This is a genomic window from Bacillus sp. Hm123, assembly GCF_051842975.2.
Lineage (GTDB): Bacteria > Bacillota > Bacilli > Bacillales > Domibacillaceae > Bacillus_CE.
In genome coordinates this window covers 505,189-530,928 of record NZ_CM200277.1, presented here as the reverse complement: position 1 = coordinate 530,928, position 25,740 = coordinate 505,189, and the positions used below count along the sequence as shown (strand labels likewise).

General features: G+C 37.2%; 23 protein-coding genes, 1 pseudogene and 1 riboswitch. Of the genes and pseudogenes, 5 read left to right on the top strand and 19 right to left on the bottom strand.

Translation table 11 applies throughout. From position 1 onward, the window contains the following. Positions 1 to 404 precede the first annotated feature (404 nt). The 15 genes and pseudogenes from nadE to ACSVDJ_RS02870 all read right to left on the bottom strand — a co-directional run bounded on the left by nadE (position 405) and on the right by ACSVDJ_RS02870 (position 15,698). Positions 405 to 1,229 (bottom strand): NAD(+) synthase, encoded by an 825-nt coding sequence (gene nadE, locus ACSVDJ_RS02940; RefSeq protein ID WP_439170875.1) that lies wholly within the window; start codon positions 1,227 to 1,229, stop codon positions 405 to 407. A 133-nt stretch (positions 1,230 to 1,362) separates the two neighbouring features. Beyond that, positions 1,363 to 3,048, bottom strand: coding sequence for a methyl-accepting chemotaxis protein (locus ACSVDJ_RS02935; protein WP_518619959.1), 1,686 nt, complete (start codon positions 3,046 to 3,048; stop codon positions 1,363 to 1,365). A 25-nt stretch (positions 3,049 to 3,073) separates the two neighbouring features. After that, entirely contained in the window at positions 3,074 to 4,246 is a 1,173-nt protein-coding gene (locus ACSVDJ_RS02930) for an ATP-grasp domain-containing protein (RefSeq protein WP_439170874.1), read from the bottom strand. Positions 4,247 to 4,301: 55 nt separating this feature from the next. After that, positions 4,302 to 4,387: riboswitch (cyclic di-GMP riboswitch) on the bottom strand. 272 nt (positions 4,388 to 4,659) lie between these two features. Continuing rightward, on the bottom strand, positions 4,660 to 5,106 hold the full coding sequence (locus tag ACSVDJ_RS02925) for a 2-thiouracil desulfurase family protein (RefSeq protein WP_439170873.1): 447 nt from the start codon (positions 5,104 to 5,106) through the stop codon (positions 4,660 to 4,662). Further along, positions 5,103 to 6,425 (bottom strand): DUF2252 domain-containing protein, encoded by a 1,323-nt coding sequence (locus ACSVDJ_RS02920; RefSeq protein ID WP_439170871.1) that lies wholly within the window; start codon positions 6,423 to 6,425, stop codon positions 5,103 to 5,105. The genes ACSVDJ_RS02925 and ACSVDJ_RS02920 overlap by 4 nt, the downstream gene beginning before the upstream one ends. Before the next feature lie 69 nt (positions 6,426 to 6,494). Beyond that, positions 6,495 to 8,126 (bottom strand): putative polysaccharide biosynthesis protein, encoded by a 1,632-nt coding sequence (locus ACSVDJ_RS02915; protein WP_439170882.1) that lies wholly within the window; start codon positions 8,124 to 8,126, stop codon positions 6,495 to 6,497. A gap of 154 nt (positions 8,127 to 8,280) precedes the next feature. Beyond that, a pseudogene (locus ACSVDJ_RS02910) lies at positions 8,281 to 8,358 on the bottom strand (metallothiol transferase FosB); the annotation flags it as partial. Between the two features lie 126 nt (positions 8,359 to 8,484). Further along, a complete protein-coding gene (locus tag ACSVDJ_RS02905; RefSeq protein WP_439170870.1) occupies positions 8,485 to 8,649 on the bottom strand; it encodes a hypothetical protein in 165 nt (54 codons plus the stop codon). Positions 8,650 to 8,969: 320 nt separating this feature from the next. Next, positions 8,970 to 9,587, bottom strand: coding sequence for a hypothetical protein (locus ACSVDJ_RS02900; RefSeq protein WP_439170869.1), 618 nt, complete (start codon positions 9,585 to 9,587; stop codon positions 8,970 to 8,972). A gap of 203 nt (positions 9,588 to 9,790) precedes the next feature. Beyond that, positions 9,791 to 10,447 (bottom strand): response regulator transcription factor, encoded by a 657-nt coding sequence (locus ACSVDJ_RS02895; RefSeq protein ID WP_439170868.1) that lies wholly within the window; start codon positions 10,445 to 10,447, stop codon positions 9,791 to 9,793. Further along, on the bottom strand, positions 10,440 to 12,662 hold the full coding sequence (locus tag ACSVDJ_RS02890; protein WP_439170867.1) for a sensor histidine kinase: 2,223 nt from the start codon (positions 12,660 to 12,662) through the stop codon (positions 10,440 to 10,442). Before ACSVDJ_RS02890 ends, ACSVDJ_RS02895 begins: the two co-directional genes overlap by 8 nt. 9 nt (positions 12,663 to 12,671) lie before the next feature. Further along, positions 12,672 to 12,827 carry a competence pheromone ComX gene (gene comX, locus ACSVDJ_RS02885; RefSeq protein WP_439170865.1) on the bottom strand — a complete coding sequence of 52 codons (156 nt, stop codon included), beginning with the start codon at positions 12,825 to 12,827 and terminating at the stop codon, positions 12,672 to 12,674. Positions 12,828 to 12,843: 16 nt separating this feature from the next. Further along, a complete protein-coding gene (locus tag ACSVDJ_RS02880; RefSeq protein WP_439170864.1) occupies positions 12,844 to 13,677 on the bottom strand; it encodes a polyprenyl synthetase family protein in 834 nt (277 codons plus the stop codon). 372 nt (positions 13,678 to 14,049) lie between these two features. Further along, entirely contained in the window at positions 14,050 to 14,982 is a 933-nt protein-coding gene (locus ACSVDJ_RS02875) for a sensor histidine kinase (RefSeq protein ID WP_439170863.1), read from the bottom strand. A 14-nt stretch (positions 14,983 to 14,996) separates the two neighbouring features. Beyond that, positions 14,997 to 15,698, bottom strand: coding sequence for a LytR/AlgR family response regulator transcription factor (locus ACSVDJ_RS02870; protein WP_439170861.1), 702 nt, complete (start codon positions 15,696 to 15,698; stop codon positions 14,997 to 14,999). Positions 15,699 to 15,861: 163 nt separating this feature from the next. Here ACSVDJ_RS02870 and ACSVDJ_RS02865 point away from each other — a divergent pair, with 163 nt between their 5' ends. The 4 genes from ACSVDJ_RS02865 to ACSVDJ_RS02850 all read left to right on the top strand — a co-directional run bounded on the left by ACSVDJ_RS02865 (position 15,862) and on the right by ACSVDJ_RS02850 (position 19,510). Beyond that, positions 15,862 to 16,608 (top strand): ATP-binding cassette domain-containing protein, encoded by a 747-nt coding sequence (locus ACSVDJ_RS02865; protein ID WP_439170859.1) that lies wholly within the window; start codon positions 15,862 to 15,864, stop codon positions 16,606 to 16,608. Then, positions 16,601 to 17,767, top strand: coding sequence for an ABC transporter permease (locus ACSVDJ_RS02860; protein ID WP_439170858.1), 1,167 nt, complete (start codon positions 16,601 to 16,603; stop codon positions 17,765 to 17,767). The genes ACSVDJ_RS02865 and ACSVDJ_RS02860 overlap by 8 nt, the downstream gene beginning before the upstream one ends. Positions 17,768 to 17,914: 147 nt before the next feature. Beyond that, a complete protein-coding gene (locus tag ACSVDJ_RS02855; RefSeq protein ID WP_439170857.1) occupies positions 17,915 to 19,024 on the top strand; it encodes a metallophosphoesterase in 1,110 nt (369 codons plus the stop codon). Between the two features lie 18 nt (positions 19,025 to 19,042). Next, positions 19,043 to 19,510, top strand: a complete 468-nt coding sequence (locus ACSVDJ_RS02850; protein WP_439170856.1) for a nucleoside deaminase — start codon at positions 19,043 to 19,045, stop codon at positions 19,508 to 19,510. Between the two features lie 45 nt (positions 19,511 to 19,555). Here the strand turns inward: ACSVDJ_RS02850 and ACSVDJ_RS02845 are convergent, their stop codons facing one another. Beyond that, a complete protein-coding gene (locus ACSVDJ_RS02845) occupies positions 19,556 to 19,819 on the bottom strand; it encodes a YiaA/YiaB family inner membrane protein (RefSeq protein WP_439170855.1) in 264 nt (87 codons plus the stop codon). A 90-nt stretch (positions 19,820 to 19,909) separates the two neighbouring features. Next, positions 19,910 to 21,196: a DUF5068 domain-containing protein gene (locus ACSVDJ_RS02840; protein ID WP_439170854.1), complete on the bottom strand. Its 1,287-nt coding sequence runs from the start codon at positions 21,194 to 21,196 to the stop codon at positions 19,910 to 19,912. Positions 21,197 to 21,665: 469 nt separating this feature from the next. Between ACSVDJ_RS02840 and ACSVDJ_RS02835 the strand changes: the two genes are divergently transcribed. Then, complete coding sequence (locus tag ACSVDJ_RS02835; protein WP_439170853.1) at positions 21,666 to 22,826, top strand: response regulator transcription factor; 1,161 nt, start codon at positions 21,666 to 21,668, stop codon at positions 22,824 to 22,826. Between the two features lie 63 nt (positions 22,827 to 22,889). Here the strand turns inward: ACSVDJ_RS02835 and ACSVDJ_RS02830 are convergent, their stop codons facing one another. Continuing rightward, positions 22,890 to 23,654, bottom strand: coding sequence for an SDR family NAD(P)-dependent oxidoreductase (locus tag ACSVDJ_RS02830; protein ID WP_439170852.1), 765 nt, complete (start codon positions 23,652 to 23,654; stop codon positions 22,890 to 22,892). A gap of 356 nt (positions 23,655 to 24,010) precedes the next feature. Then, a complete protein-coding gene (locus ACSVDJ_RS02825; RefSeq protein ID WP_439170851.1) occupies positions 24,011 to 25,681 on the bottom strand; it encodes a cation:proton antiporter in 1,671 nt (556 codons plus the stop codon). Positions 25,682 to 25,740 lie beyond the last annotated feature (59 nt).

The window sequence follows — 25,740 nt, the reverse complement described above, 5'->3', positions numbered from 1 at the left end:
TGGGGTTTTTCTTCATCCCCCACTGATTGTTAGTTGAACCAATCGGGCTTTTACGGGCTGTTGATCTCCCACTACACGTCTGCGCTTTTGCTGCCCTGTTGAGGTGGGAGTCTTACAGCCCGTTAATGCGGGATAAAGAAGTTATTCCTAACCAAAATGATATCGCTTTCATTACCTCTAATGAATAATCATACAAAAATAGTTAATATGAATCTATTTCGTAATATTACGAAAACGAATTAATTAGTTAGAATTCTAACAAATTTTAAAAAAATAGTCTATATTTTTTGCGAAAATTATAAATGCTTTAATTTTTGGCGCAAAAAATACTTGCTTAATATTTAGAATTTATTTACTATTAACGAAAATAAAATGAGCACCCTCACTAACAAGGGCGCTCATGTTCACTTCCAAAAATCATCAAAAATTGTAATCGGCATATGCCGTTTATGCTGAGAATTCATATACAATTGTTCAATTCGTTTTCTCGCTACATCAGGCACAGATTTACCTTCTAAATAGTCATCAACCTCTTCATATGTCACACCAAGAGCCACTTCATCTGGTAGCTGTGGACGATCTTCTTCTAAGTCAGCAGTCGGCACTTTCAAGTATAGATGCTCTGGACATTGAAGTTCCTTTAACATTAATTGCCCTTGACGCTTATTTAAGCGATATAGAGGCACAATATCTGCTCCTCCATCCCCATATTTCGTGTAAAATCCAGTAACCGCTTCTGCTGCATGATCCGTCCCAATCACGACACAGTTTTTCATAGCTGCAATACTATACTGTACCTTCATTCGTTCTCTTGCTTTTTCATTTCCCTTAGCAAAATCACTTAGCTCAACACCTATTTTATTCAGTGTGGCTTCGCTTGCATCAACAGCCGGCTTAATATTCACACCATAGACTTTATCCGGCTTAATGAAAGCAAGAGCATCTTGGCATTCACTCTCGTCGCGTTGTACACCGTATGGGAGCCGAACAGCATGAAATACATATTTATCCGAGCCCGTTTCCCTTCTCAATTCGCTCACTGCCATTTGTGCAAGCTTACCAGCAAGCGTCGAATCCTGCCCGCCAGAAATACCTAGAACAAACCCATCTAGAAAAGAGTGCTTTCTTAAATAAGCTTTCATAAAATCAACACTTTTACGAATTTCTTCTTGCGGATCGATCGTTGGTTGAACTTGTAACTCTTCTATTATTTGCTTTTGCAAATCCATCCTAACCCATCCTCCTCTATTTTGACTCTATTATAACTATCATACCACGTTTCTTACCGCTTGAATCTTTTCGGCAAATGAAAAAAGAGCCAGCATTTTCTCGTTTCTCCAATGAAATGCTGACCCTTTGACTTTATTTAATTTTAAAATGTGAAATTTGTCCTTTTAAATGTTCAGCCATCTCAAGCAGTTGGTTAGCCGTTCCGAGCATTTCTTCCATCGAAGCAGACTGTTCTTCCATCGAAGCAGCCACCGTTTGCGTGTAGCCTGATGTTTCTTCTAATGATTGAACTGTCATATTCGTTGTTGTTAACACTTGTTCCGAGCCAGCTGAGATTTCTTCAACCGTTGCCGCCACAGACTGCATCTTTCCAGTGATGTTGTTAATTAATAAAGAGATTTTTTGGAAAGTATCTCCGGCATGACGGATCGCTACCGTTTCTTTATCAATCTCTTCTACGACTTTAGAAATCGATAACACTGATTCGTTCGAGTCCGCTTGCATTTCATTAATTAACTTAGAAATTTCACTTGCTGAAGTAGCCGATTGCTCCGCTAAGTGGCGAATCTCTTCTGCCACAACAGCAAAGCCTTTTCCATATTCTCCTGCACGTGCGGCTTCAATCGCTGCATTTAAAGCGAGCAAATTAATTTGATCAGAAATATTCGTAATCATTTGTGTAATGTTTCCGACTTCATTGGAGCGTTGATTCATCTGTTGTGTTACTTCCATAGAGGATTTCGCTGATGTATTAATAGCCTCTATCCCTTCAACCGCCTCTTGAATAACTTTGTTTCCTTGCTCTGCTTCTGTGGACGCTTCTAACGTTTCGTCTGTCACATTTACCGTCGATTTAGAAATATCTAAAATACCCTCTGAAATTTCCTGTATCGCCGCTTGATTTTGTATCGCACCACTCGTCACCGTATCGCTATTGGCAGCCACTTCTTGAATCGTCGTAGAAATGTGATTAATGACCTCCGTCACTTGCCCAACACTTTGAGATAAATCGTCTGAAGATGATACGACATGATCCGATGTAGACGCCACATGTTGAAGTGTATCCTTTAATTGTCGCTGCATTTGACTAAAGCTAGTAGCTAATTGTCCAGTTTCATCATTACTTTTAATCGAAATTTCCTTCGTTAAATCCCCGCTAGCAACTAGCTCTGTGAAACCTACCAACTCGTTGATCGGTTTCGAAATCTTCCTTGAAATAAAACGAGAAACGAAGTAACTAACAACACTAAAAAGAACCGACAAACCGATACATATGATCATTAAATTATTCTCTAAATCACTAATGAAATCGGCATCTTCATCTAACCCAAGCACAGAATCCGTGCCTTCAATTTGTAAAAAGGTAGATTTATGCGTGCCATACTCATCTTGATAAAAATCGCTTGTAACTACATCTGTTGTCGTCAAAGCTTTCACTTGATCTTCGGTAAAGGCGAGCGGAGTTAAGTGCTCATCGGCATTCCCAAGTAATAAAATAACTTCCTCACCGTCTACCTTACTCATAATATACACATTTTCTAAGTCAAACGCTTTTTGGAAACTATTCGCTTTGTCTAACAGTTGTGCATATACTTTGCGATCTGTTTTCGCTTCGTTCACCATTTCTGCATCAAAGAGACCATTAAATTGGTGCATTTTCGTCGTTAACCCTTCTTCAAATGCAGGAACAAGATGCTTCTCAATAATGTACTCAGACGTTATAAACAGTACTGAACTGAAGATAACGCTTAATAAAATAATCGGAATTAATATACCCGACATTATTTTTCCATTGATCGTTTTTGGGAATTTAAACATTATAACATTCCTTTCTCCTCAGCAACTAAACTAATTGATGTTCTTTCATTGTAAGAAAATCATTTAAATCTAACTGAAGAATCCGTTTGTTCTCTTCAAAGTCAGGTGCCTTATGGAAAACTACTGCAAACGTAGAATATTCATTAAATGCCATCGGACGATATTCTAAAATTTCCTCAAAGTTCCCCTTAAATGCTGCATGGTCGACCGCTGCAATTGCTTTGCAATCGATGGAAGCATCCACTTCAGCACAGCAAAAGCTATAAATAGAATCGTCCATCTCATTCATAATGCTTTCCCAATCAGGCACTAGTTGTTTGAAATAATGTTCATATACGTTAACACCATAAGCATAAACACCAAGCTCTGTCGTCCCAATGCCAGCAAACCGTAGTGGATTGGCTTCGATCGGTACAATGACTCCTTGACTGTTCATACGTATTTCAATATGTATAGGCGCAGATCGCAACTCAAAGATTGGACCAATATTTTCAAGAAATGTCTCTACTTTTCGTAGCGCCTCTTTCAACACTTGCTTACTTGTGAAATAAATTCGATCGCTCATATCCTTCTCGTGACTGAACATCCGTTTAAAAAGGTTGAGAACAACAGGCTTGCCTTCTTCCGTATAGTAGGCATCAATCGCATACTCATCCCCTTCAATCAGTTCCTCAATAATCAGCGTTTGACTATCGATCACTTCCTTAGGATAGGTACTGCCAGCCATCGACATATCCGTCTTCAGTTTGTTGATTGTATCAATAAAATCTTCCTTTTGGTCAATGCGATACACACCGATGCTAGAATAACCCACAACTGGCTTAATAATGATCGGAAATGGAAGTGTATTGATATCGAGTGTATCTAATTCAGCAAAAGAAAGTTCACGGAAGAAAAATTCAGGAAAATGGGATGTGAGTGTCCTTCTAAATTCAGCTTTGTTTTTTAACGTCGCAGCAAGAGACGTCAGCGGATGATCAGATAAGTATTCATTCAACAAGAATAAACCATTTTCTGAATTAAAGAGAATCGGAGTTTCTGAGCTTGAGAATTCCTGTAAAAATAGCTCCTTTTTCGTTAAAGACAGTTCGGCTTCGTTTGGAATCTCGACGTCATTTACTTTAATGACGGGGATTTGAAGCTCCTTAATAGAAGATGAAAGTAAGTGCGAAACATATGGCTTGTCTAAAATAATCATAAATTGCCCTCCTCAAATATTTTCATTGATGTAAAACCAGTAAACTAGCATGCTATTTGGCGGCCCGGCTATCATAGCTTTCCCCACTTTAGACCCGTAGCTTTGCGTCCCTATCTTTCAATAGGTTTGCCCTTATGAGGGAGATAGTCATAGTGCAATATTCCTCAGTTTAATGAGAATCATCTTCATTATTATACTTCTTAAGAATCATTAATTCCATACTATTTACTAATTCGGCAACGATTGATAATTATTTTATTTTTCCGACTTTTAATACAATAACTTTTCGACAAATTTCATAGTTACCTTAGGAAAGCTCCTTTAAAAATAATAGAAAAGAATAAGTTAGATCTGGAGCACTGATACACTCAATAAAAGCAGCGTCCTCCTAAACAGAAGGGCGCTGCTGTTTATCATATTGTATTCATTTCAGAAACCACATGAAAGCCATGTTGTTTCAATAAGGCAGCTGTTACGCCCTCACCTGCGATCTTCTTTCCAGCAAATTCACCATTGTAAATCATGTGACTGCCACATGAAGGGCTGTTTTCCTTTAACACGACGACAGTGGCACCGACTTCTTGTGCTTTTTCCAGCATTCGATAAGCACCGTTAATAAATTCCTCGGTAACATCTGTTCCTGATTGAGTCACGACTTTCGCTTGACCAGTGAGAACATCCTCGCCATCTCCTCCGATGATTTCAGCAGGCTCTCTCGGAATAGACAGTCCTCCCATTACTTCTGGACAAGCCATCACCGCTTTGCCTTCTTCAAGCAGCTTTTTTAGTGGCTGATGTAAACAATGTGCCCCATCGTATCTGACCGCTTCTCCTGCTAAACAAGAACTAACTAAAATCATCGCGAACCCTCCAGATGTTCCATAAAGTATTCATAATCTCTCTCGACTTGATTCGCATAAGAGAATGCCCAATGCGAAATATAATGAACAAACTCATCCGCATCTTCACCAATGGCTGTTAAAATTTCCTCTTCGCTATGGTACGACAAGATGCCTTCATTAATATCAGCATCCGCGCGCGCATGAACTTTTGCCGTAATCGCTCCCATTTGCTCCACTGTCTCCATCATATCCTCTAAGCTTTTGATCGCTTCAAGCTTTAATTTCTTTTTATAAGGAGAGCGCTCGCGCACATAAAAATCACGCCCATCAATCGTTGCGTAGCCTAAATGTGGATCAGCTTGATGGTGCATTGCTCGCTGCGTCATAATCACACGCTTCCCTTGATGAGGGAAAGCTTCCCAAAATGTTTCGTTATAAGGCATGAAATAAGCTGGAATCGGCAGACGCACTTCTTTCATTTCTAACACCAAGTCATCTAAATCTCCTTGCTGTTGTCCACCTTCTACTAATATATAAAAGCGATCTAATCCAATCGATGCTGTCCCTGACCCATGCTTAAACGCAACATCTTTAATTTCATATTTCGTTTCATCTTCCAATTTCTCAACCGTCTCCAAATATTGAGACCAAACTTGCTCAATGACTGCTTGCTCTTCGTCACTTAATGGCTGAATTTCATCCGACTCAGCAAATTGGCGCTCCTCTTGAAAATAAGTCGTCACTTTACTTAATAAATGCGCCTCACTTCTTTTTTCTAACTTTTTCAATAGCTTACGAATCGCCCCATCGGCTTTTTTCTTCGTCACGAAAAAGGATTCCGGTAAATCCTTGCGATCTCGGAAGCGAACCATTTGTTTATGATACGCCTGCAAATAGGCCTCGATCACATCAATTTGCTCATCGACCCCATATCCTAACTCGCGACAAACGAGGGCGATGCTAACGGACATGCGTAATACATCATATAAATAAGAGCCTAAATAGCCTTCATCGAAATCATTAATATCGAATACGAGCTTGCCTTTTTCATTATGAAACGCACCAAAATTTTCAAAATGCAAGTCCCCTTGAATCCACGTCGGCCGATCTTGCGGCGTATGATATGGGAACCAATGGCTCGCTACATCATAGTAAAATAAATAAGCACTGCCACGGAAAAAGATAAATGGACTTTGCGACATCTTCTCATATTTTGATTGACGACTCTCTTCTGACAGCCCCATAATTTCTTGATCAAACTCGACTAATATTTTCTTCAGCGTGTCCATGCGTAACGTCCGCTTCGTTTGTTTAACACGTTCCCCTAAATTCATCATTCATTCCACCTCTGAATCTTCAGAATATACATCTATCACTATTTTACTGCATTTGTCGATTAATGGCTATTATCCACGATAAAAGGTAGGTAGCTTCAGTTTATGTAAGATCATCCTTTTCGTGTCAGCATCTAACGCATGCCCACTTTTCATAACTAAGGCAGAATAAACAACAATGCCAACACCTACACTAGCAAGAACAATCATCAACGAATCGATATACCGCTCTCCATCTAACATGAAGGCTCCTCCCCATTTCAATAATAGAATACTAGCCATCATCGTGAGGGAGTACACACAAATGAAAAAGAGCTTTTTCAATAAAGCAAGTAGGTGAAGCTTCGTCTGTTTAACAATAATGACAAACATAATGAGATTCGAAACAGAAAAACCAATCATCGTACCAACAATAGCTCCATGCCCTTCAAACAGATGCAAAAGCATAGGATTGAATAGAAGCTTACATCCCACGCCTGCCATCGTCGCGTAAATCGTATTCTTCTGCAAATCTAACCCTTGCAATATCGCCGCGGAAACAGTAAAAACGGCCGCTAATATTGCCACAGGAGCAGATGTGACTAAATAAGGCGAACCTTCTAAAGCAACTTCGAGATTAATATAAATCACTCGAAAAATATCATAAGACAGAACGGCTAATCCGACAGCTGCTGGAATCGTAAATAACAATAGTAGCTGATAAATCTTTGAAATTTGCTGTTTGAGATCTTCTGTTTTTTGATCAACAAACGCTTGCGTAATGGCTGGAATAATACTCAACGCAAGACCTGTCGCCAACGAGATCGGAATCATCATCAGCTTTTGTGCATAGTTAGTCACATAAGCAAACACTGCTTTCGCTTCTCTCTCTGAATAGCCTATTCCCCTCAAAATATCAGCCACCGTATATTGATCTATCAAAGTATATAAAGGAATGGCGACCCCTACCATAACGATAGGAAAAGAATATTTGGATAGCTCTAAAAACATCGCTCTAGTCGTCAAAGTAGTCGGCTTCTTTTCGACAACTACTTTCAATCCATTATACTTTTTCCAAAAATAAACTAAGACGAACACACTTGCTAACGCACCAACGACCGCTCCAAAAGTCGCCACAGCGACAGACCATTTCATCGGCCCTTCCATCACACGAACAACAAAAAAGCTACCTGCTAATATAAACAACACGCGAACAACTTGCTCCATTAATTGCGAATAAGCGGTCGGCTTCATCTGTTGAAATCCTTGAAAGTAGCCTCGTGTAATACTCATCGGCGGCACAATCAACAAGGCAAAGCTTAACGCCCGCATCGTTAATGTTAACGAATCAAGGAAGGATTGACTTGGTTGTTCTGACCGAATCATCAAACTTGAAATGTAAGGAGCTAATATGTACAAAGCTAAAAAACCGATCGCTCCTAACACAACCATCAACAGAAAACTAGCCCGGTATATTTTTCGGCTCGTTTCATAATCTCCCATGGCGTTATATTTCGCTACAAACTTCGATACAGCCATAGGCATACCAGCCGTGGCAAAGCTCAACAATACGCCATACCAACTATACGCAGCAGTATATACAGCGACCCCCTCTACCCCAACTAATAGCTGAAAAGGAAAAAAGTAAATAAACCCTAATATTCTACATATTAATGTAGCACTACTAAGCAACAAAGTCCCCTTGACTATATTTGAATATGACAACACCCTTCATCCCTTCTGTGACTGACTCTATACGTATACATAATAAGTAAATAATACCATTATACAGAAAGTGATTGGAATGTTCTTGTTAAATGGTTCTTTCAATATAAAACCCCATATATTGTTTCTCTTGTTTGTAGTGATCTAGTTGGTCTTATAAAGTACCTGTATGAAACTCAAATTTGTGACCATCTTGGTCGGGTCTTAAGCGACTAGGAAGGATATTCACATTTAAGTTTCTTAGCTTAGATCAAAGTCTTCTCCATACAAAAGAGAGTTGGTTTTCTATCCAACCCTCTTTTGTATAACTAACCTTGTTAAATTAATGATACACAACTATCATAAGCAATTGTTCTTTTTACTTTTCTTTGCCCTTTTTTCTAAACAAATAATAAATCACCATTGCCCCACCTATAACTATCGGATAAACAGTAAGAGCATAATAAATATTCTTAGGTATTCCCAATGAATTTGCTACATAAAAAGCTAAAACAGCCCAGATAGCAATAATCAACAATCGCATGACGAATCCATCCTTATGAATATATCAATAATTTCTTTACTGTCCAAAGTTGAAAATTCTCCACAAAAAAAAGTATAATCTTAAAACCTCTAACTGCAATGGCTAGAAGTCGCTTTCTTTCTAATCTTCGCTCTTATCATACTTGGTAAGGTAGATTAGTGCAGAAAATACAAGTATTAAGTTGATAATCCTAGTAATTAGACCGATAGTGGGGTTGAAGTCCAGCCCAAAAATAATATGAATTAACATGTATATTCCGGACGTTAACATCAGAAACTGAAGAGTTCTTTTCATTTTTTCATCACCATCAATTTACATAATTACAGTAATAACGTAACAAGTGCTCTAGCTGCCATATCTGCTAACCAGGCAGGACATCCCATTTTTTGAAACTGTTTAGACAAAGCATTTGTGATTGTTCCGCTAAAATCAATAACGACATTCAGTACTTCTGTAACAGATTGGTAAGCTATATATTTTTTAAGTGTACTTTTAGCAGATTTAGAAATTGGCAGTTTATCAACGTACTGTCGTACAGTTCGATCCCAAGCCACTCTACCAATTCGTTGAATGTTTTTTAACATTTGTTTTGCCGCTAATTTAGCAGCTTGTGTTTTAGCACCAAAAGGAGTCACATTTTGTGTTGAAGTAGTAGCAGATATTGCACTTTGTGAGAATAATTCAGGTTGTACTAGTACTGTGCTCTGTGGTAACTCAGCTTGAATACCTTTTACAATATCATCTACTGTTATATTATGTTTCTGTAATTCATCTTGAAGTTCTAGCAAAGCTAATGTTTCATTTTGTATAATTACTTTATCTGCTTCTTGATTTTCAGCAGCTTTTACCGTTTTCACATTAAGGGTAGTAGGTGCAACAACTCCGAATAAAAATGTACCTACTAACACACTACTAATAATTTTTTTACTATTTTTCATGTTAGTTCCTCCTCGTATACTAGTATTAATAACTTTTTTAAGTTTATTTCGAGCGCTCACCTAATACTCTAGTACATAAAAGCAAAGTCACTACCACAAACCTCTTGCGGTATACCGACAAAAAAATGCGGACACCGCAATGTTTGACTGCTATGTCCGCAAAGGAACACTAGTATATCTTAAATACAAATCATTTATTCTAGTCATTGAGCATCGACAGGAGGAAGTAAATGATGCTTTCTGGCTTTTAATAATGCTTCTGTTCTAGATTTCACCTTTAACTTATCAAAGAGTTTAGAAATTGAATATTCTATCGTGCGCTGGCTATACTGTAATTGATGAGCGATTTCCTTATTTGTTAACCCTTCTGAAATCGCTGTCAAAATGTTAATTTCTCTTTCTGTGAGCCTAATGTTGCATGAGTCCCCTTCTTCTTGAACAATTGAAACCATCGGGGTTCTTCTTAGTTGCCTAAACAATTCTATTGGGATCATGACTTCATCTCTTAGTGCCGCTTCTATTGCGCCAATCATTTGTTCACGAGAAGCACTTTTACTAACGAACCCTGATACCCCTGTTTCAGCAATTAAATTAAAGTGTTGAGCAATATCAAATCCTGTATATATAATAATTCGGGATTTTGGGAACTGATGTAAAATTTGTTTAGATAGTTCAATGCCGTTCATGTCAGGCATATATAGGTCAAATAAAAATACATCAACACGTTCGATTTCCATTCTTTCATATATGTCATTTATGTTAGAACAAGTTTGCACATTGAATTGCCCACCTTGTTCCAATAAAGCTTTTGTTCCTTCCGCCACCGCTCTATGATCATCTACTAAAATTATATTAATCATCTATATCGTTCCTTTGATTAGGTATTGTCACTCTTAATAACAGTCCTTGTTGAGGTTCCGTATGTATAGACAAGTTCCCATTAAGACTTTGTATTCTTTCATTAAGGCCTAACAACCCAAAATGTTTTCCGTTATTTTCTTCGTTAAGATTAAATCCAATTCCATCATCTTCATAAATGAGTATAAAGTTATCATGACGATAGCTTAAGCTAATATAAATAAAATTGGCTTTTGAATGTTTTTTAGCATTGTTCATCCATTCTTGTACAATCCGGTATAAAATCAGAACAAACTCCTCACTTAAGTCAGTAAAATGCTTCACATGACTGACTTGAAAATCGATTTCAAATGTACATGTTTTTCTATACCGATCTAGCAAAGTAGAGAGCGTATCGATCAAACCAATGTCCTTTAAAAAGAATGGATTTAAATCGTAGCAAGTCTCCCTAATGAAATTGATCTGTTCATTTAATTGAAATTTAACCTTTTCTAGCGAGGGCAAGTGCTGCTCATCTCTATTTTGAATAATCTCGATATTTTTATATATAAATATCAGCTCTTGTAAAATAGAATCATGAATGTCTCGGGCTAATTTCACCCTTTCTTTCTCCCCTATTAAAAATAGTGTACGCGAAATAGTTGGTGAAATACTACCTTCCCTCAGTTTTTCGATTTCAGCGACTAACTCTTCTGTTTTTTTGAGATTTTCGATGAATATGTTCGTGTAATGAGCAACAGATATTAGCCAACTTCTCTCTTTTTTATTTAGCTGAGTGTTTTTTCCTTTATAAGAGCAAGTAATGAACGTATATGCTACACTATTTTGGCTAACTAATAAGGCATACCCTGTATTCATCTGTTTTAAATCACCAATGTTTAATGATTGGCTATCAAACTCCTTACTATCACATCGAATTTTCTTTACATCATCTACTCGAAGTACATCGCGTATCATTTGATTAACGTACAAAAACAGTGCTTCTTCATTATGTAGTTGGCTTGACGTCTGAGACAACTTCGTCAAACTACTATGGAATTTCCTTTCACTTCTAAGCAAATAGGCAGCAAAAAAATCTTTTATAAAAAAGCATGCCGGAATTAAAACCATTGCCATTAGCCATACTTGAAAAACAAATATAGAATGGCCCTCTTTAACGTATATTATTCCTGCTAATAAACAAGCCGGGAGTAAAGATATTACAATATTGATTAGCGAACTTTTTATTAACCAATCAAAATCAAGAAATACTTTTTTTACATTTACATAAACAAACGATAGTGGAATAAACAATAAAAAGAGCGCTGTATGTTCAGCCATAACTATTTGTTTTGCAAATAACACTTCAGGTATGGCTGTCAATAGAATGTATGGTAATAGTGATAAAATAATTGCCCCTATGAAGAATCTCACTTTAACAAAATGGATTGATTTCTTAATACTATGAAACTGTACAATAAAGTACAGCAAGTTAACTAAAGTCAATAATACAAACGGGAGCAATATAAATTTTGAGACACCCGTTAACGTAGTAATTAGAGCTAAACTAAAAACAAATCCGTATAATAACACCATTCTTTTGGTTATTGCTTGTGAATCTTTTTTTGGTATCATCATACGCAAATATTCTAGCAATAAGGCCGGAATTACATATAATGATAGTGTAGTAATGAATAGACCAAATATATCTCCTCTTGCCGACACTCCACTTCCTAAATACGCGAGGCTAATGAATAGACCAAATATATCTCCTCTTGCCGACACTCCACTTCCTAAATACGCGAGGCTAATGAATAGAAGTAAGTAAGACGATACTTTACTTACTTTACTAAGCCTTATTTTAAAAAATAAATATAAAACTATCGAAAAACTAAGGATGAAATAAATGATAGGCAGAAAACTATATATTACATAACTAGCAGGCATCGCTTTATATGTAACGCTAACTCGCTCATTCGTAGGCAAAATAATTTCATTTACTTTCTCTAGCTTAAATGCATAATTTAAGTTAGGCTCACAATAAATAAGCTGTTGTCTCTTTACATTCTGATAATTAGCCCAACCATTCGGATAAACTTCCGTAACGACACATTGCTCACTATTAACTGGAGTTACCTTTAGGCCTATTAAAGGATAAGCTATGATGATGCTGATGAGATATATTGCACTAACAGCTGTAAGACTAAAAATTGCAAAAGGATACAGCGTTTTTTTCACCACGATCACCTAGTTCCAGTAATATGAAGATATACTAATTTCATTGAAGGATTGAATAATCGCTTGTTCTTCTTCTTTCGTTACCCCTACTAAAGAGGCCATCCCTTGTTTCACGATCTCCAAAACCTCAGGATTGTTAGTTAAATAATGAATGGTTGTTTCCATTTGTATTCCTCCTAATTTATAGTAAATGATCCTTTATCATTTTGATTTTTTGATCTGATATTGGTAAACGCTCAATTTTCTTAAGTGCTCGTTGTTGATAAAGAATTTTCTGTGCCACAGTATAGTTTAAAGCGCCTGATGTTTTTAATAGATTGATTATTTTCTCTTTATAGCTTAGCACCGTTTCGAAAGAGACTTTCCCACTATAATAGTCTTTCACTATTTCTCCTTCTTTAATGGAAGGATTCAACAAATACATAATAGGTAACGTTTTCTTTTTCAATTTCCAATCGCTTTTTTCTTCAAACTTTATTACATCTTGAATATCATTATTTATTTGAGCCACTACTCCTAAATCATAGGAATAGTCTTCTATGACGTGATAATCTTTAAAATCGGCTAACATCGCCCCTAACATATTCGCCATAGCAATCAAACTTCCTGATTTCATTTTAATCATCTCAATATACTGCTCAGGACTCTTAATATTTCCGTATAAATCTTGATGCTGTCCCTCTATCGATCTCGAAAGACATGTCAGCATGGTCTTCACAATTTCAGGACGATCAGTACTTTCTAACAAGTGTAGCTGTGATATTGTCATTAGACTAATAGCTGTATTTAATGATGTCGATAGTCCTTTTTCCTTCCAAACCGCTTTCTCATTGTCGCCATCTTGAATATCGTCGATCATATCTAAAGAGAGGATAAGCCCTTCTAAACATGAAGTTACATCGTCATGACAAGTTCCTTCAGAAAATGCATAAAAATGCAATTTAAGAGAATCTGCAAACGGAGTTCGATTTTCCTTAAATTTTTCTTGAGAAAAAGCTGAAATATCCTTCCTCAACTGCAAATCATGAATAAATCTGGACGATATATGTTCTATTTCTTTAATAATTCACCTCATCCTCCTCTCTTATTTGAACTTATTCCCAAATAACATGGTAACATTTAACTAGTTTACCTACAACCTTCTAGTCAATCACCGCAATTTCTTTGTGGTAAACCACATTAGTTTTGCGGTGAGAGAACACGTTAGCACCTTAAAAAGCAAAAAGAGTGTCTCTAAGTCAAAAAATCGACTTATGAGACACTCCTCTTAAAAATACTCCACACCTAAAGCGAAATATATAGCAATAGAAGCAACGATAAAACCTGCCAAAAATAGTATCTTGTAAGTTTTAGACCAACTCTTTTATCCAAATATACCCTACTCATTTCAATGACTCGATTGTATATCAGGTATTTTAATTTTCAATATGAATTGTTCACCTTTTGCAATAAAGTCTAAATTCCCCGAGGCTTGTGTAACAATTCTCTGGATTTGCTGTGTACCGAGTCCTTCGTGAGAACCACCTTTTGTTGATATGGCTCGCTTCGTGTATATCCGTTCGATTATTTCATTTGCTAAAGGAATCGTATGATTTTGACAAACGATAACCCAAATCCCACTTTGTTTGCGGCAAGTGAGCTGGACACGAGCTTTATTTTGCGTTTGCAGCTGATATTGTTCGGCGGCTTCCAGAGCGTTACACAAAACGTTACTTAGTAAAGAAACAAGCTCATGCTCTAGTAATGGAAGTCCGGAAATCGCCTGTTGTATATGATAATAAAGCGAAAGATCCTTTTCCTTTGCCTGCTGTTGATACGCGTATAGTGCCCCGGCAACGACATTTGTCTCACTTCGCAACACATGATCAATTTCAGCATGGCGATTTTGCAAGCTTTCTTCATAGGAATGAACAGAACCTCTACTCGCATATTGGATCGCCGTCAAATGTTTATGTAAATCATGGCGCTGATGCCTTAGTACATTTAATAAAGCCGCTTGCTGATCATAACTGTTTTGCCAAACAGCTTGTTTTTCTTTTGCAATCTGAAGGGGACGTGCCATTCCCTTCATTCCAACCCACTGTATAAACAGACCTGCTAAAAGATATGGCTCAGTTGTCCAATAAGCGGCGACTAGCCAAGCCACTTGCAAACCGAGCAATGTCCACTGCCACGATCGCGGATACTCCTGCTTCCTCCAAGTATCCACCAACTGCACCACTGCTAAGCCAATCAACAAGCCCATTATCCAAAAATTATGTAAAGAAGCGGTCCAAACTGCGGCTAACAGCCAAATAACTAGTGTTAGAAAGATAGACAAGTAGGGACTCCTCCTTAAAAATAGTACGTTTGTAAATGGTCAATCATTTCTTTCGTCACGATCGCTGTTGCTTTCGTCCCTTCAAAGGAAGTACTGTATGATTTCTTTGAATAAAGGGAGAAGCTTTTCACATAATGCAAGTTAATGATAAACGAGCGATGAGAGCGAATGAAATGGTGCTCACGCAAACTGCCTTCTAGCTCGTTCAACGTTAAATACGCTTCATGTGTTCCACGTGTCGTATGGATCGTGGATGTCCGTCCTGTTCGTTCAATAAAAATAATTTCTTTTTTCGGTACCATTTCAATATGTCCCTTATGCTTTAACACAAGTCTGCCCGTTACATTTCCCGAATGCTGCTTCTTTTGATAACGTTCGAGTGACTGAAGAAGACGCTCCTTCGTATAAGGCTTCATAATGTAGTCATGTACATTCAATTCAAAGGCATGTACTGCATAACCACTTTTAGCCGTGATAAAAATAACCGTCACTAATAATCCGTGCGTATCGATAAAATCAGCTAATTCATATCCAGAAATTCCGGGCATTTCAATATCGGCTATTAATAAATTAATCTCTTGCTTCTGTATTTCTTCGTAAGCCTCCTCTGAGTTTGTCGTCGCAAACACGAGCTCAATATTTTCTATATCTTTTAATAAAAACCCCAACTTATCGAGATCAATTTTGCGGTCATCGACAATGCCTACCTTAATCATCAATTATAGCCCCTTTTACAAATTTACCAATATTATAATACAAATGAATGGAAAAACAGACCTTTTCACGACAAGTAAAGCCCTTTTCGCAACATAATCGCAGACAAAAAAACTGTATTCGATACAATAAGCGTAAGAAAACAGCGAAAAGGAGTGAGAAGCATTGATTCAGATTGAAAATGTCTCCAAGCAATTTAAAGACAAGAAACAAATAGTAACAGCGATTGATTATGTGTCCTTCTCTGTGAAAAAAGGGCATGTCGTCGGATTAATCGGTGAAAACGGTGCTGGTAAAACGACGTTACTACGCATGATTTGTACACTCGTTCAACCAGATGAAGGCACGATCACGATTAATGGTATGGATAATTTTAAACATAAAGAACAGGTTCGCTCTCGACTAGGCGTCCTCTTCGGAGCAGAAACCGGCCTTTATAATCGGTTAACTGCTCGCGAAAACCTTGAATATTTCGGCAGCCTTTATGGCTTAACCGCCCATGAAACGAAAAATCAAATTGATATGCTGTCTAAACGGTTCGGGATGCGTAAATATTTAGATCGCAAAGTAGAAGGGTTTTCCAAAGGAATGAAACAAAAGGTTGCCATTGCGCGCACGTTAATCCACGATCCTGATATTTTATTATTTGATGAGCCGACGACCGGACTTGATATTACCTCATCTAATATCTTTCGAGAGGTCATTTATCAATACAAAAAAGAGGGAAAAACGATTATTTTCTCGACTCATATTATGGATGAAATCGCCCATCTTTGTGAGGATGTCATTATGATGCATAAAGGACAAATTGTCTATGAAGGTGGACTGGAAGAGCTATATGAACAAGAGAAAAGCCGCGACTTAAACTACTTATTCACATCAAAGATCGTCAGGGGGGATTTATATGTTTAAAACGATTTTTCTAAAAGAGATGAAGGATGTGTTACGTGATAAACGAAGTATTACTTTACTCATTGTCCTTCCTCTTGTCATGATGTCAACATTAACTTTCTTTTATGAAAAAATGTTAAGCATGCACGATGATAATACCGAATTCACGCTAGCTATTGAGCCTAACTTAGACTCCACCTTTGTAACTCAACTTGAAACATTGATACCAGATGCCAACATTAAGAAAACAAATGAGATGAAACAAGCCGTTGAAGAAAAAGAAGTACAAATTGGGCTAAAGGTAGCACCTGAATGGAAAAAACAATTTGAGCAACAAATACCCATTGATATAGAAATGATCTATGATCCCGGTAGCCAAGAGTCTTCAGGCGCTTTAAATGTGATCATGAGTGCTTTATCCCAATGGCAAACACAAGAGACTCAAGTGCGACTAGCAGACAAAGAAATACCTACAGAAGTGATTCAAGTATTTAACATGAAAGAAGTACCAACTAAAAACGAAGATGATGCAATAGCTTCTTACATGTTGGCCTTTTTATTGCCGCTGTTAATTCCGATGGCTATTGCCAACGGTTCATATCCTGCAGCAACCGAGCTATTTGCTGGAGAAAAAGAAAAGAAAACGATGGAAGCATTGTTGATTGCACCAGTAAAGCCGATAAAAATATTATTAGCTAAATGGTTGACCATCTCCTTGCTTGGTATTTTTACCGGTTTGCTTTGTCTCGTTATTATAGGTATCGAGATTAACTTTACAACAGAGCTGAAAAAAGGGATTGAAACCATTCCAAACTTAGGTACATTCATTGGAATGAGTGCCGTTCTTATTATCTTATTTGCCATCTTCATCACAGAAATTGAAATGACATTAAGCATGCTGGCGAATTCAGTGAAGGAAGCTGGCTACTATATAACCCCCGTTGTAGGTTGTATGACGTTTCCGTTGCTTGTAATTACGTTCATTGAAGAATCTTTAAATCTCAAGCTATATGCGATTCCCGTCCTTAACTTGTTCCTTTTCGTAAGAGATTCATTTAATGACCAAATGACATTTACAGCATTTGCAGTGGCTGTTGCCAGCTATCTCATTTTGATCGTTCTTATCTTCCCAATTGCCAATAAACTGTTCCATAATCATAAATTAATGATCGGAAAATAATCATAAAAGGCCGTCCTCAACTAAGTTGGGGGCGGATTTTTTATGCAAATAATAGCCTCACTCTATTTCTCCAACAACCCAAACCTCTGAAACCACTCCATTAGATATGTTAAAATCAAGTACAACCTCAAAAAGGAGAAACAGCAAATGACGAAATTCAAAACGGTTCATTTTATTCTCATATTTCTTCTATTTAATAGTTTATTATTTTATATCGGCTGGAATGGATGGGTGTGGCTGAAAGTCGCTTTTCATGTTGAAAACCCATTGCTGTATAGCGTGCTTTTTATTTTTCTTTCGTATTCTTTTATTGCTAGTCGAATGGCGAAGTTTTTATCCGCTTTTCGCGTGATCGGCTACATTTGGTTAGCCGTCATTCAATATAGCCTCTTACTTTTGCCGTTAGCGGACCTCACTGTGTTTCTGTTAACACTTGCTTCCGTTCCGCTATCCACAGCGATTTTGGTCGTTGGAAATGTAACACTTGCGATATTCATGATCATTTTTGCTTACGGATTATTTAATGCCTATAGCCCTATTGTAAGAACCTATCAGATTAACGTGCCGAAGAAGCAAGGGAACCGAGAGTCGTTGCGTATTGCCATGGCCTCTGATATGCATTTCGGTACACTATCTGGAACCGCTCACTTAAAGAGACTCGTCCAAAAAGTGAAAGCAATCGAACCCGATTTAATTCTTTTACCTGGCGATATCATTGATGACGACCTTGAAGCTTTTACTCGTAAAAAGATGAGCACAATCATGAGCGAGTTGCAGGCTCCATTAGGTGTGTATGGCGTGCTTGGCAATCACGAATATTACGGCGGGCAAGTGGCGGAATTTATTGAGGAAATGAAGAAGATCAATATTAACATCCTGTTAGATGAAAAGCTAACGATCGATCATAGCTTTCATCTCATCGGCCGCAAAGATAAAACGGATAAAAACAGACAATCATTTGCCAACCTGCTTACAAATATTGATCCTGCTTATCCAATTATCGCTATGGACCACCAGCCATTTGAGCTGAAACAAGCACAGGAAAGCGGCGTGGATATTTTATTCTCTGGCCATACTCATCGCGGACAAATGGCTCCGAATCATTTGATTACTAAAAAAATGTACGAGCTAGATTGGGGCTATTTACAAAAAGAACAGATGCACGCTTTCGTTTCATCCGGCTTCGGTTTTTGGGGACCGCCGATTCGAATTGGGAGCCGCTCGGAAATTTTGCAGGTGGATGTACAATTTATATAACTAATTGGAGGGATTGAAATGAATCAATTTATGAAACGTGCCGTACAGTTAGCCATTGATAATGTACATGAGGGTGGACAGCCTTTTGGAGCGGTACTTGTGCATGAGCAACAAATCATTGCTGAGGGCGTCAATACACTTCATAAAACCTATGATATTAGCGGTCACGCTGAACTGTTAGCGATTCGGCAAGCGCAGGAAAAGCTACAAACAAACAACCTATCAGGCTACACAATGTATGCTAGCGGAGAACCATGTCCGATGTGTCTAGCTGCTATGTACTTTGCAGGGATTGAGAAGGTATACTACTGTTGTTCAGTGGAAGATGCAGTGAATGTAGGGCTAGCAAAGTCGAAAGAAATCTATCTAAATTTACAAAAAAATAAAGAAGAGCGCTCTCTCCAAATGCTCCACATGCCTTTAGAAAAAGATCAAGAAAATCCGATGGCATTATGGCAACAATCTTCGACAAAAAACGGGGAGTGACAGGCACCTAATCAAAAAAGAAGGTGCCTCTTCCGCACCTTCCTTTTAATCGACTTTATTGGATAAGTTCTGCATTCTGTCTTGCTCAGCCATTATTTCATTATCTTCAGCATTATCTCGCGTTACTTTTTGAGTTAAAATCGCACCGACTGCTACGAGGATCATGACTGCAATATAGTAGCCCTTCTCATTAAGCTCCAAGCTTTCTTCATTGTATAATCCAATACTGAATAAAGCCACTCCAGCAAAAAATGTGAAATAAGATAACCATGTGAAAGCAGGTGTGTTTCTGCGCCTATATCTTTGCATAAATCCAGCCTCCTTTTTATTATCATTATGATGTTATGAAAATGTTCATCATAAAATGCTTCAAGGAGTGACTTGCACTCCCTCGTCCAGTTAATTCGGTAAAGTAAAGGTTCCTACTTTGCCTTTAGAAATATCTTTTGCTTCTTTGTTTCTGATTGGCCCAATCTCAAGCTCAAAAGCTTTATCTTTCCAAATCTTCTCGTACTGTTCTTTATCTAACACGAAGACTTGTAAAAGCTCACCCTTTTCTCCAGAATTGATGACTTCACTATACTTATAGTTCAATAGCATGCCCTCGCTAAGTGAATATTGAGCCCCATCATTCATGGTTAATTTTGAGCTCATCGACGACAAACCAACTTGCTCTTTCCCTTTATTATCCAGTTGGAGTTTCACTGTTAATAAGACGACTCCATTCGCGAAAGAAGTGAATCGAGGTGCCTCTACTTCATTTGGAATGAACTCCGCAAACTGATAACCATCTAATGTCACATTGACATCGCCTAACTGCTGACTTTCATTGATGCCGCTCTTTTCCTTCAGCATCTTCTTTTCCCCCATATTGTTCAATGTCGCTTTATCTTGATAAAAAGAACTGTTGCTTGTTACTTTTTCAGCTCCATCATCATTTAAAGCTAAATTAAATCTGCCTTCTGAACCGATCGCTGAGCTACTGTTTTCTTTTTCCGAAAGTGCAGTAGGAACCATCACCGTTACAGTCGATAATTCTTGAATTTTCGTTAAATCTGATTGCCCAAATGGATAAGCAATATATCCCGTCACCGTTTCACCAGCTTTTAATAAATAATCTGTTGAATGGCTTAATTTTGTTGGAATTTGCTCCTCTTCAGGGATTAGTTCTTTATAGTTTGTATAATACTTTTCAGCACCTGTAAAAGTAATATCTAAAGATGGCATATAATATACATCTTTGTCCATTTCATTCTTAAACGTATATTTAGCTAAAATGACTCCTCCATTTGTTTCATCTCTGAACGGAATAGAGAAATCCGTATGAAAATCGTTTAATTCTACTAACGTATAATTATCTAATGAAACGGACACTTTATCCATTTTATGTACTTGTGGTTCATTGTTCTCATAAAGAACTTTCGCTGTTCCTTCTGTTTCCTTCTCCATATAAGAAATTAATGTTGAAAAGTCACTGCTACCTTGTACTGGTTCATTCTTTTCCGGGCTTTCCTCCTGAGCTTTTGCTGCTTCTTCCACTTGCTCTGACTTTTCTTCTTTTGCTTTCTGATCTTGCTCAGTCTTCACCACATCTTCTTTTTTTGTTTCTTCATTGCTATTTCCGCACGCACTGATAAATGCGGTCGCCACCAATGTGCTAAACAGCATTATTAATTTTCTGGACATATTTGATCCTCCATCTTTATCTTTATCCATTTTAATCTAACACTTATAAATATTATTATAAAAAACAAATACTAGATTATTTAACATATTAATTGTTAATAATCTAAAAAACAACAAACCATTATACTTTTTTTAACTGCTATTCAAAAAACAGTATAATATTAATGTGTCAATTATCCAAAGAAGTATGACAGATACATTGATTTATAGGTAAATAGAATTAATAAATTTCTATAAATAGAAAAGCTGCTCAAAAGTATCAACTTTTTAAGCAGCTTTTTCTGGTTTTATTCAATTTCTTCTCTCTACTCACCCAAACGCTTTCTTCACTTCGTTGCAAGCAAATTTCAGGAAGAACACTTACTTGTGTTTCTTTTTTTATCAAAAGGCTCAATTTCCACCTGATTTATGAAACCGCTTCAATAAATATGTTAAAATCAAATAGATAAATAGGAAGGATATTGATCATATGAAAAGAGTCACCCAACATAACGAAAGAATCTCTGCCAATGATTTATCACTATTTTTACAAAGTCAGTCTACTACCATCGAAAAAAATATTACGACTTTTATTGTCTTCGACGATTCTTTATCCAAAGAAGAGCAAGTGGCTCTCCAAACACTTTCTGATTCACTTTTTCATTCATTTTCAAAAGTTAAACATCATTTATATAAAGAAGAAATCGACCTTTTTTATCAACAGTTTTACGAAATGTGGTTATACCCTAATCTGTCGTTACTAACTAACGCTAGACTTCAAACGTTTTCATTTATATTATGGAAATCGATGTTACCATTAATCTTAAAAATGAAAACAAATAAAGTGATGCCTGTTATTAGCTCTATTCAAGAAATTCTTTCACATCTTATGGCAACATATAATGAACAGATTCATCTATCGAAGGAACAGTCATTATCTCATTCAGATTTATCTTTGAAACAAACGTTTAAACATACGGCACTGATCGAGGAAATCGATGAACTCTTAATTCGCTCGAACGGAATGAATGACCTTATTCATATTTTGAAACATTGTGAGAAATTGTTAGGATTTAACCGGAGCTCATTTTACTCTTACATTCCTTGGTCTAAAGAGGTGCATGGCGTGATTGGAGCAGAACCTACAAAGATGGAGAATATTAAAGAACCTTTACACGCCCTTAAACCGCTTGAAAACGCCATGGTGACTAAAAAGCCGGTATTTATAAAGAATTCTTCTCAACATTTTGATGAGAAATATATTAAATGGTTCAATATAAAATCATTTTTCATTATTCCGGTGTTCGACCGGACTTTTTACGGATGGCTCATTTTTGATAATATCGGTGAAGAATTAGAATTCAAACTTGAAATGATTGATACATTAGAAAAAGTAGGAGACCGGATCGGCATTTATTTAACACGATGTGATAAAGAATTTTCAACGGAGCCCCATCTTCATATAACAGAACGTGAAATGAATGTTCTTCATTTATTAGCAGAAGGATATAACAATAAAGAAATAGGTGAATTATTACATTTAAGCGAGCATACGGTGAAAGATTATATAAGTAATTTAATGGTCAAATTCGATGCGAAAAATCGAGCACAAATCGTAGCAATCGGCTTCCGAAAAGGCTATGTAAAATAAATAAGGCTGTCTTAAAAGAGGAATTCCCTTTTTTAAGACAGCCTACTTAATTTCAATTTAATTTTACAGTAAAGGCGTTTTAAAGCTTGTAAATCCGTCATCAACCATAACACATGTACCGTTAATTACATTGGCTTCATCAGAAGCTAGAAACGCAACAACGTTCGCAATCTCTTCTGGTTGAGTCAGCCCGCGCATTTGCTCACTCACTACATGATCCCATACACCCAAATCTTTATAAGCGTTCAAAATAGGTGTTTCAACACGACCTGGAGCAATCGCTACTACACGGATCTTATGCTTCGCTAATTCTAAAGCAGCCGATTTCGTCATCATTAGAACAGCACCTTTTGACGCATGATAAGAGAATGTTAACTCTGCAGCCATGACTGCATACACAGATGCTGTATTAATGATCGTGCCTTGTACACCAAGTTCAACCATCTTCTTAGCTGCTGCTAAAATCCCATAATATACTCCATTTTGGTTAATGGAAATCACTCGATCATAGTCTTTCTCAGGAACATGCTCTAATAATGGCTTTGGAATACCCATCCCTGCATTATTAAACATAACATCAATTGTTCCGTACATATCTACTGTTTTTTGAACTAAATTCTCAACTTCGCTATATTTCGATACATCTGTTTGAACAAATGATACTTCTCCACCAGCTTGTTTAATTTCATCTACTACTTCGGTGCCTTTTTCAGCATTAATATCGGCAATAACGACTTTAGCGCCTTCTTTAATCATTTTTAAAACGGATTCTTTACCGATGCCACTTACGCCGCCTGTTACAACGATAACTTTATCTTTTAATCTCATATCTGTTCCCTCCGTACACCTTTGTGATTTTAAATACTGATTTATTTTTGTTGACACGATTATTTTATACTAATGCAACGACAAATAACCTCCTGAATAAGGAGGAAAATTCACACAGATTATACACCCAAAAGAGGGGGATTTGAGATAAAAGAATAAAGCGTAGGTTCGTTTATACTCAACTGAGATTATACACAGTCAGAATTAATTAAGTTGTTATATAATAGCATCATTCTGCTCTAGTATAAAGAGAGTTTATAAAAAGTTCACAAGTTATTCACAAAAAACAGATTATCTTCCAATAATATACATAAACAAAAAAAGCACGATGAATGCATCATCGCGCTTTTTTGATATTATTCTAATCCTTTAATGACTAATTCTTTCACAGGAAAAAATTGTTCTCCTGTCTCTAAGTATGTCACGTTTACTTGATCGCCTTCTTTTAAATAAATTGCAATAGGAGCACTTTCAGAAGAAACGATATAATTTTGACGGTTCTCTAATAAGAAAGAAACAGTAGTGAAGTCTCCAGCTTTCTCTTTGTAGACCCTTAGAATTTTTCCACTAACTTGTTTTTCTTCTGCTTTCGAGCTGCCGTTAACTGTTCCTCCGCCTCTTTGCAACGCCGTTTTATATTGTTTTAAAGCATCATTTGGGGTCGTACCCGATACAGAAATCTCTGGGTTAGCCGCAGACACGATAAAGTAATTTTGCAGAAAACCATTAGCGTCTAATACAGGTGTTAACCAGCTCGCCTCGCCATAGAAATTATAGAGAATCGGCATTTGTCCTTTCCATTTCTTCTCAATGAATTTCTTCTCAATAATTTGCAAAGCACCTTGAGAATCCATATACGATTCTTCCATATTCCCTGTATAATATGTTGCTTTTCCTGTTCTCGCATTTGTCAGCGAGTACCCAAGCATCGAATCCACACCTTCTTTTGGACTTGTGAAGTCAGTAAAGTAATACATCTCGCCTTGCTCATTAAAAATCGGACTGACATTGACCTCTGTTCCTTCATCAGAAGGGAGCTTCACATCTGATTTACCAAAGATACTGTTCCAAAATCCACGGACGTAATTTCCGTAATAACTATTTTGGAGACTGACCGTTTCAGGAGAGATTGCTCCATCAATGAATTCTGGAATCTCAGACGGCGAATAAGCTTTCGTTTTACCCGTTTTCGGATCAACCGACACAATACCTTTCATCTTAAACCCGTTGCGTGCAGAAATAAATTCACCATACGTGCGAATATAATGAGGGTTTCCTTCATCATCAATCTCTAATTGCGGCTCGCCGTAAAAAATATGCTTCGGATAATTCATACGAATATGACGCTCAATATTTTCATTAAAATAAGCTGATGGCGTATAGATCATATCCGTTTTCACAAATTTAGGATTCGCCGAGGAATCAGTAGCACTAATCGTAAAGTAACCCGGTGTTTTATCTCCATTCCACCATTTGAAAAATCCTGAGAACTCCACTGGAGCAATATACACATATTCCCCATTTACCTTTTGAATTTGTAGCCTGCCAAGCTCGTAATAACTTGTATTCGGCACTTGACCAAAGGCCTTTTTCATTTTGTTACGTGCAAATTTCGGTGGCACACTTGCCGGTGTCTCTTTCTCATCAAAAGGCTCAATTTCTACCTTCTCTTCCATTTTAGCTGTTTCAAATTTTTCATCAGCGTTGAACACAAATGCCGTTAAAAAATAGCCACCTAAGATCAAACTTACTGCGAAGATACCTGCTTTAATTAATCGCTCCGTTCCAGTCGCAAACACCGCTCCAACAGCCGATACAATTAGCAACAACGGCCAAGTAGCTGCGATACGATGATCGATATTCGTTATGTAATAAAAAGCAAATACGAGCGGCACGAATAAAACGATCGCTCCGATCACCAATCCTTTCACTGGCCGTTTCACTTCTCGTTTATGTTTAGAAATAGGAATAAGAACAAGCCCAGAAACACAACCTACAATAAGTGAAAATAAAAGAATACTCCCCATACACAAACTCCCTTCAAAAATGGTCTACCTATACTTACGAACCAAAACCGAAAATGTTT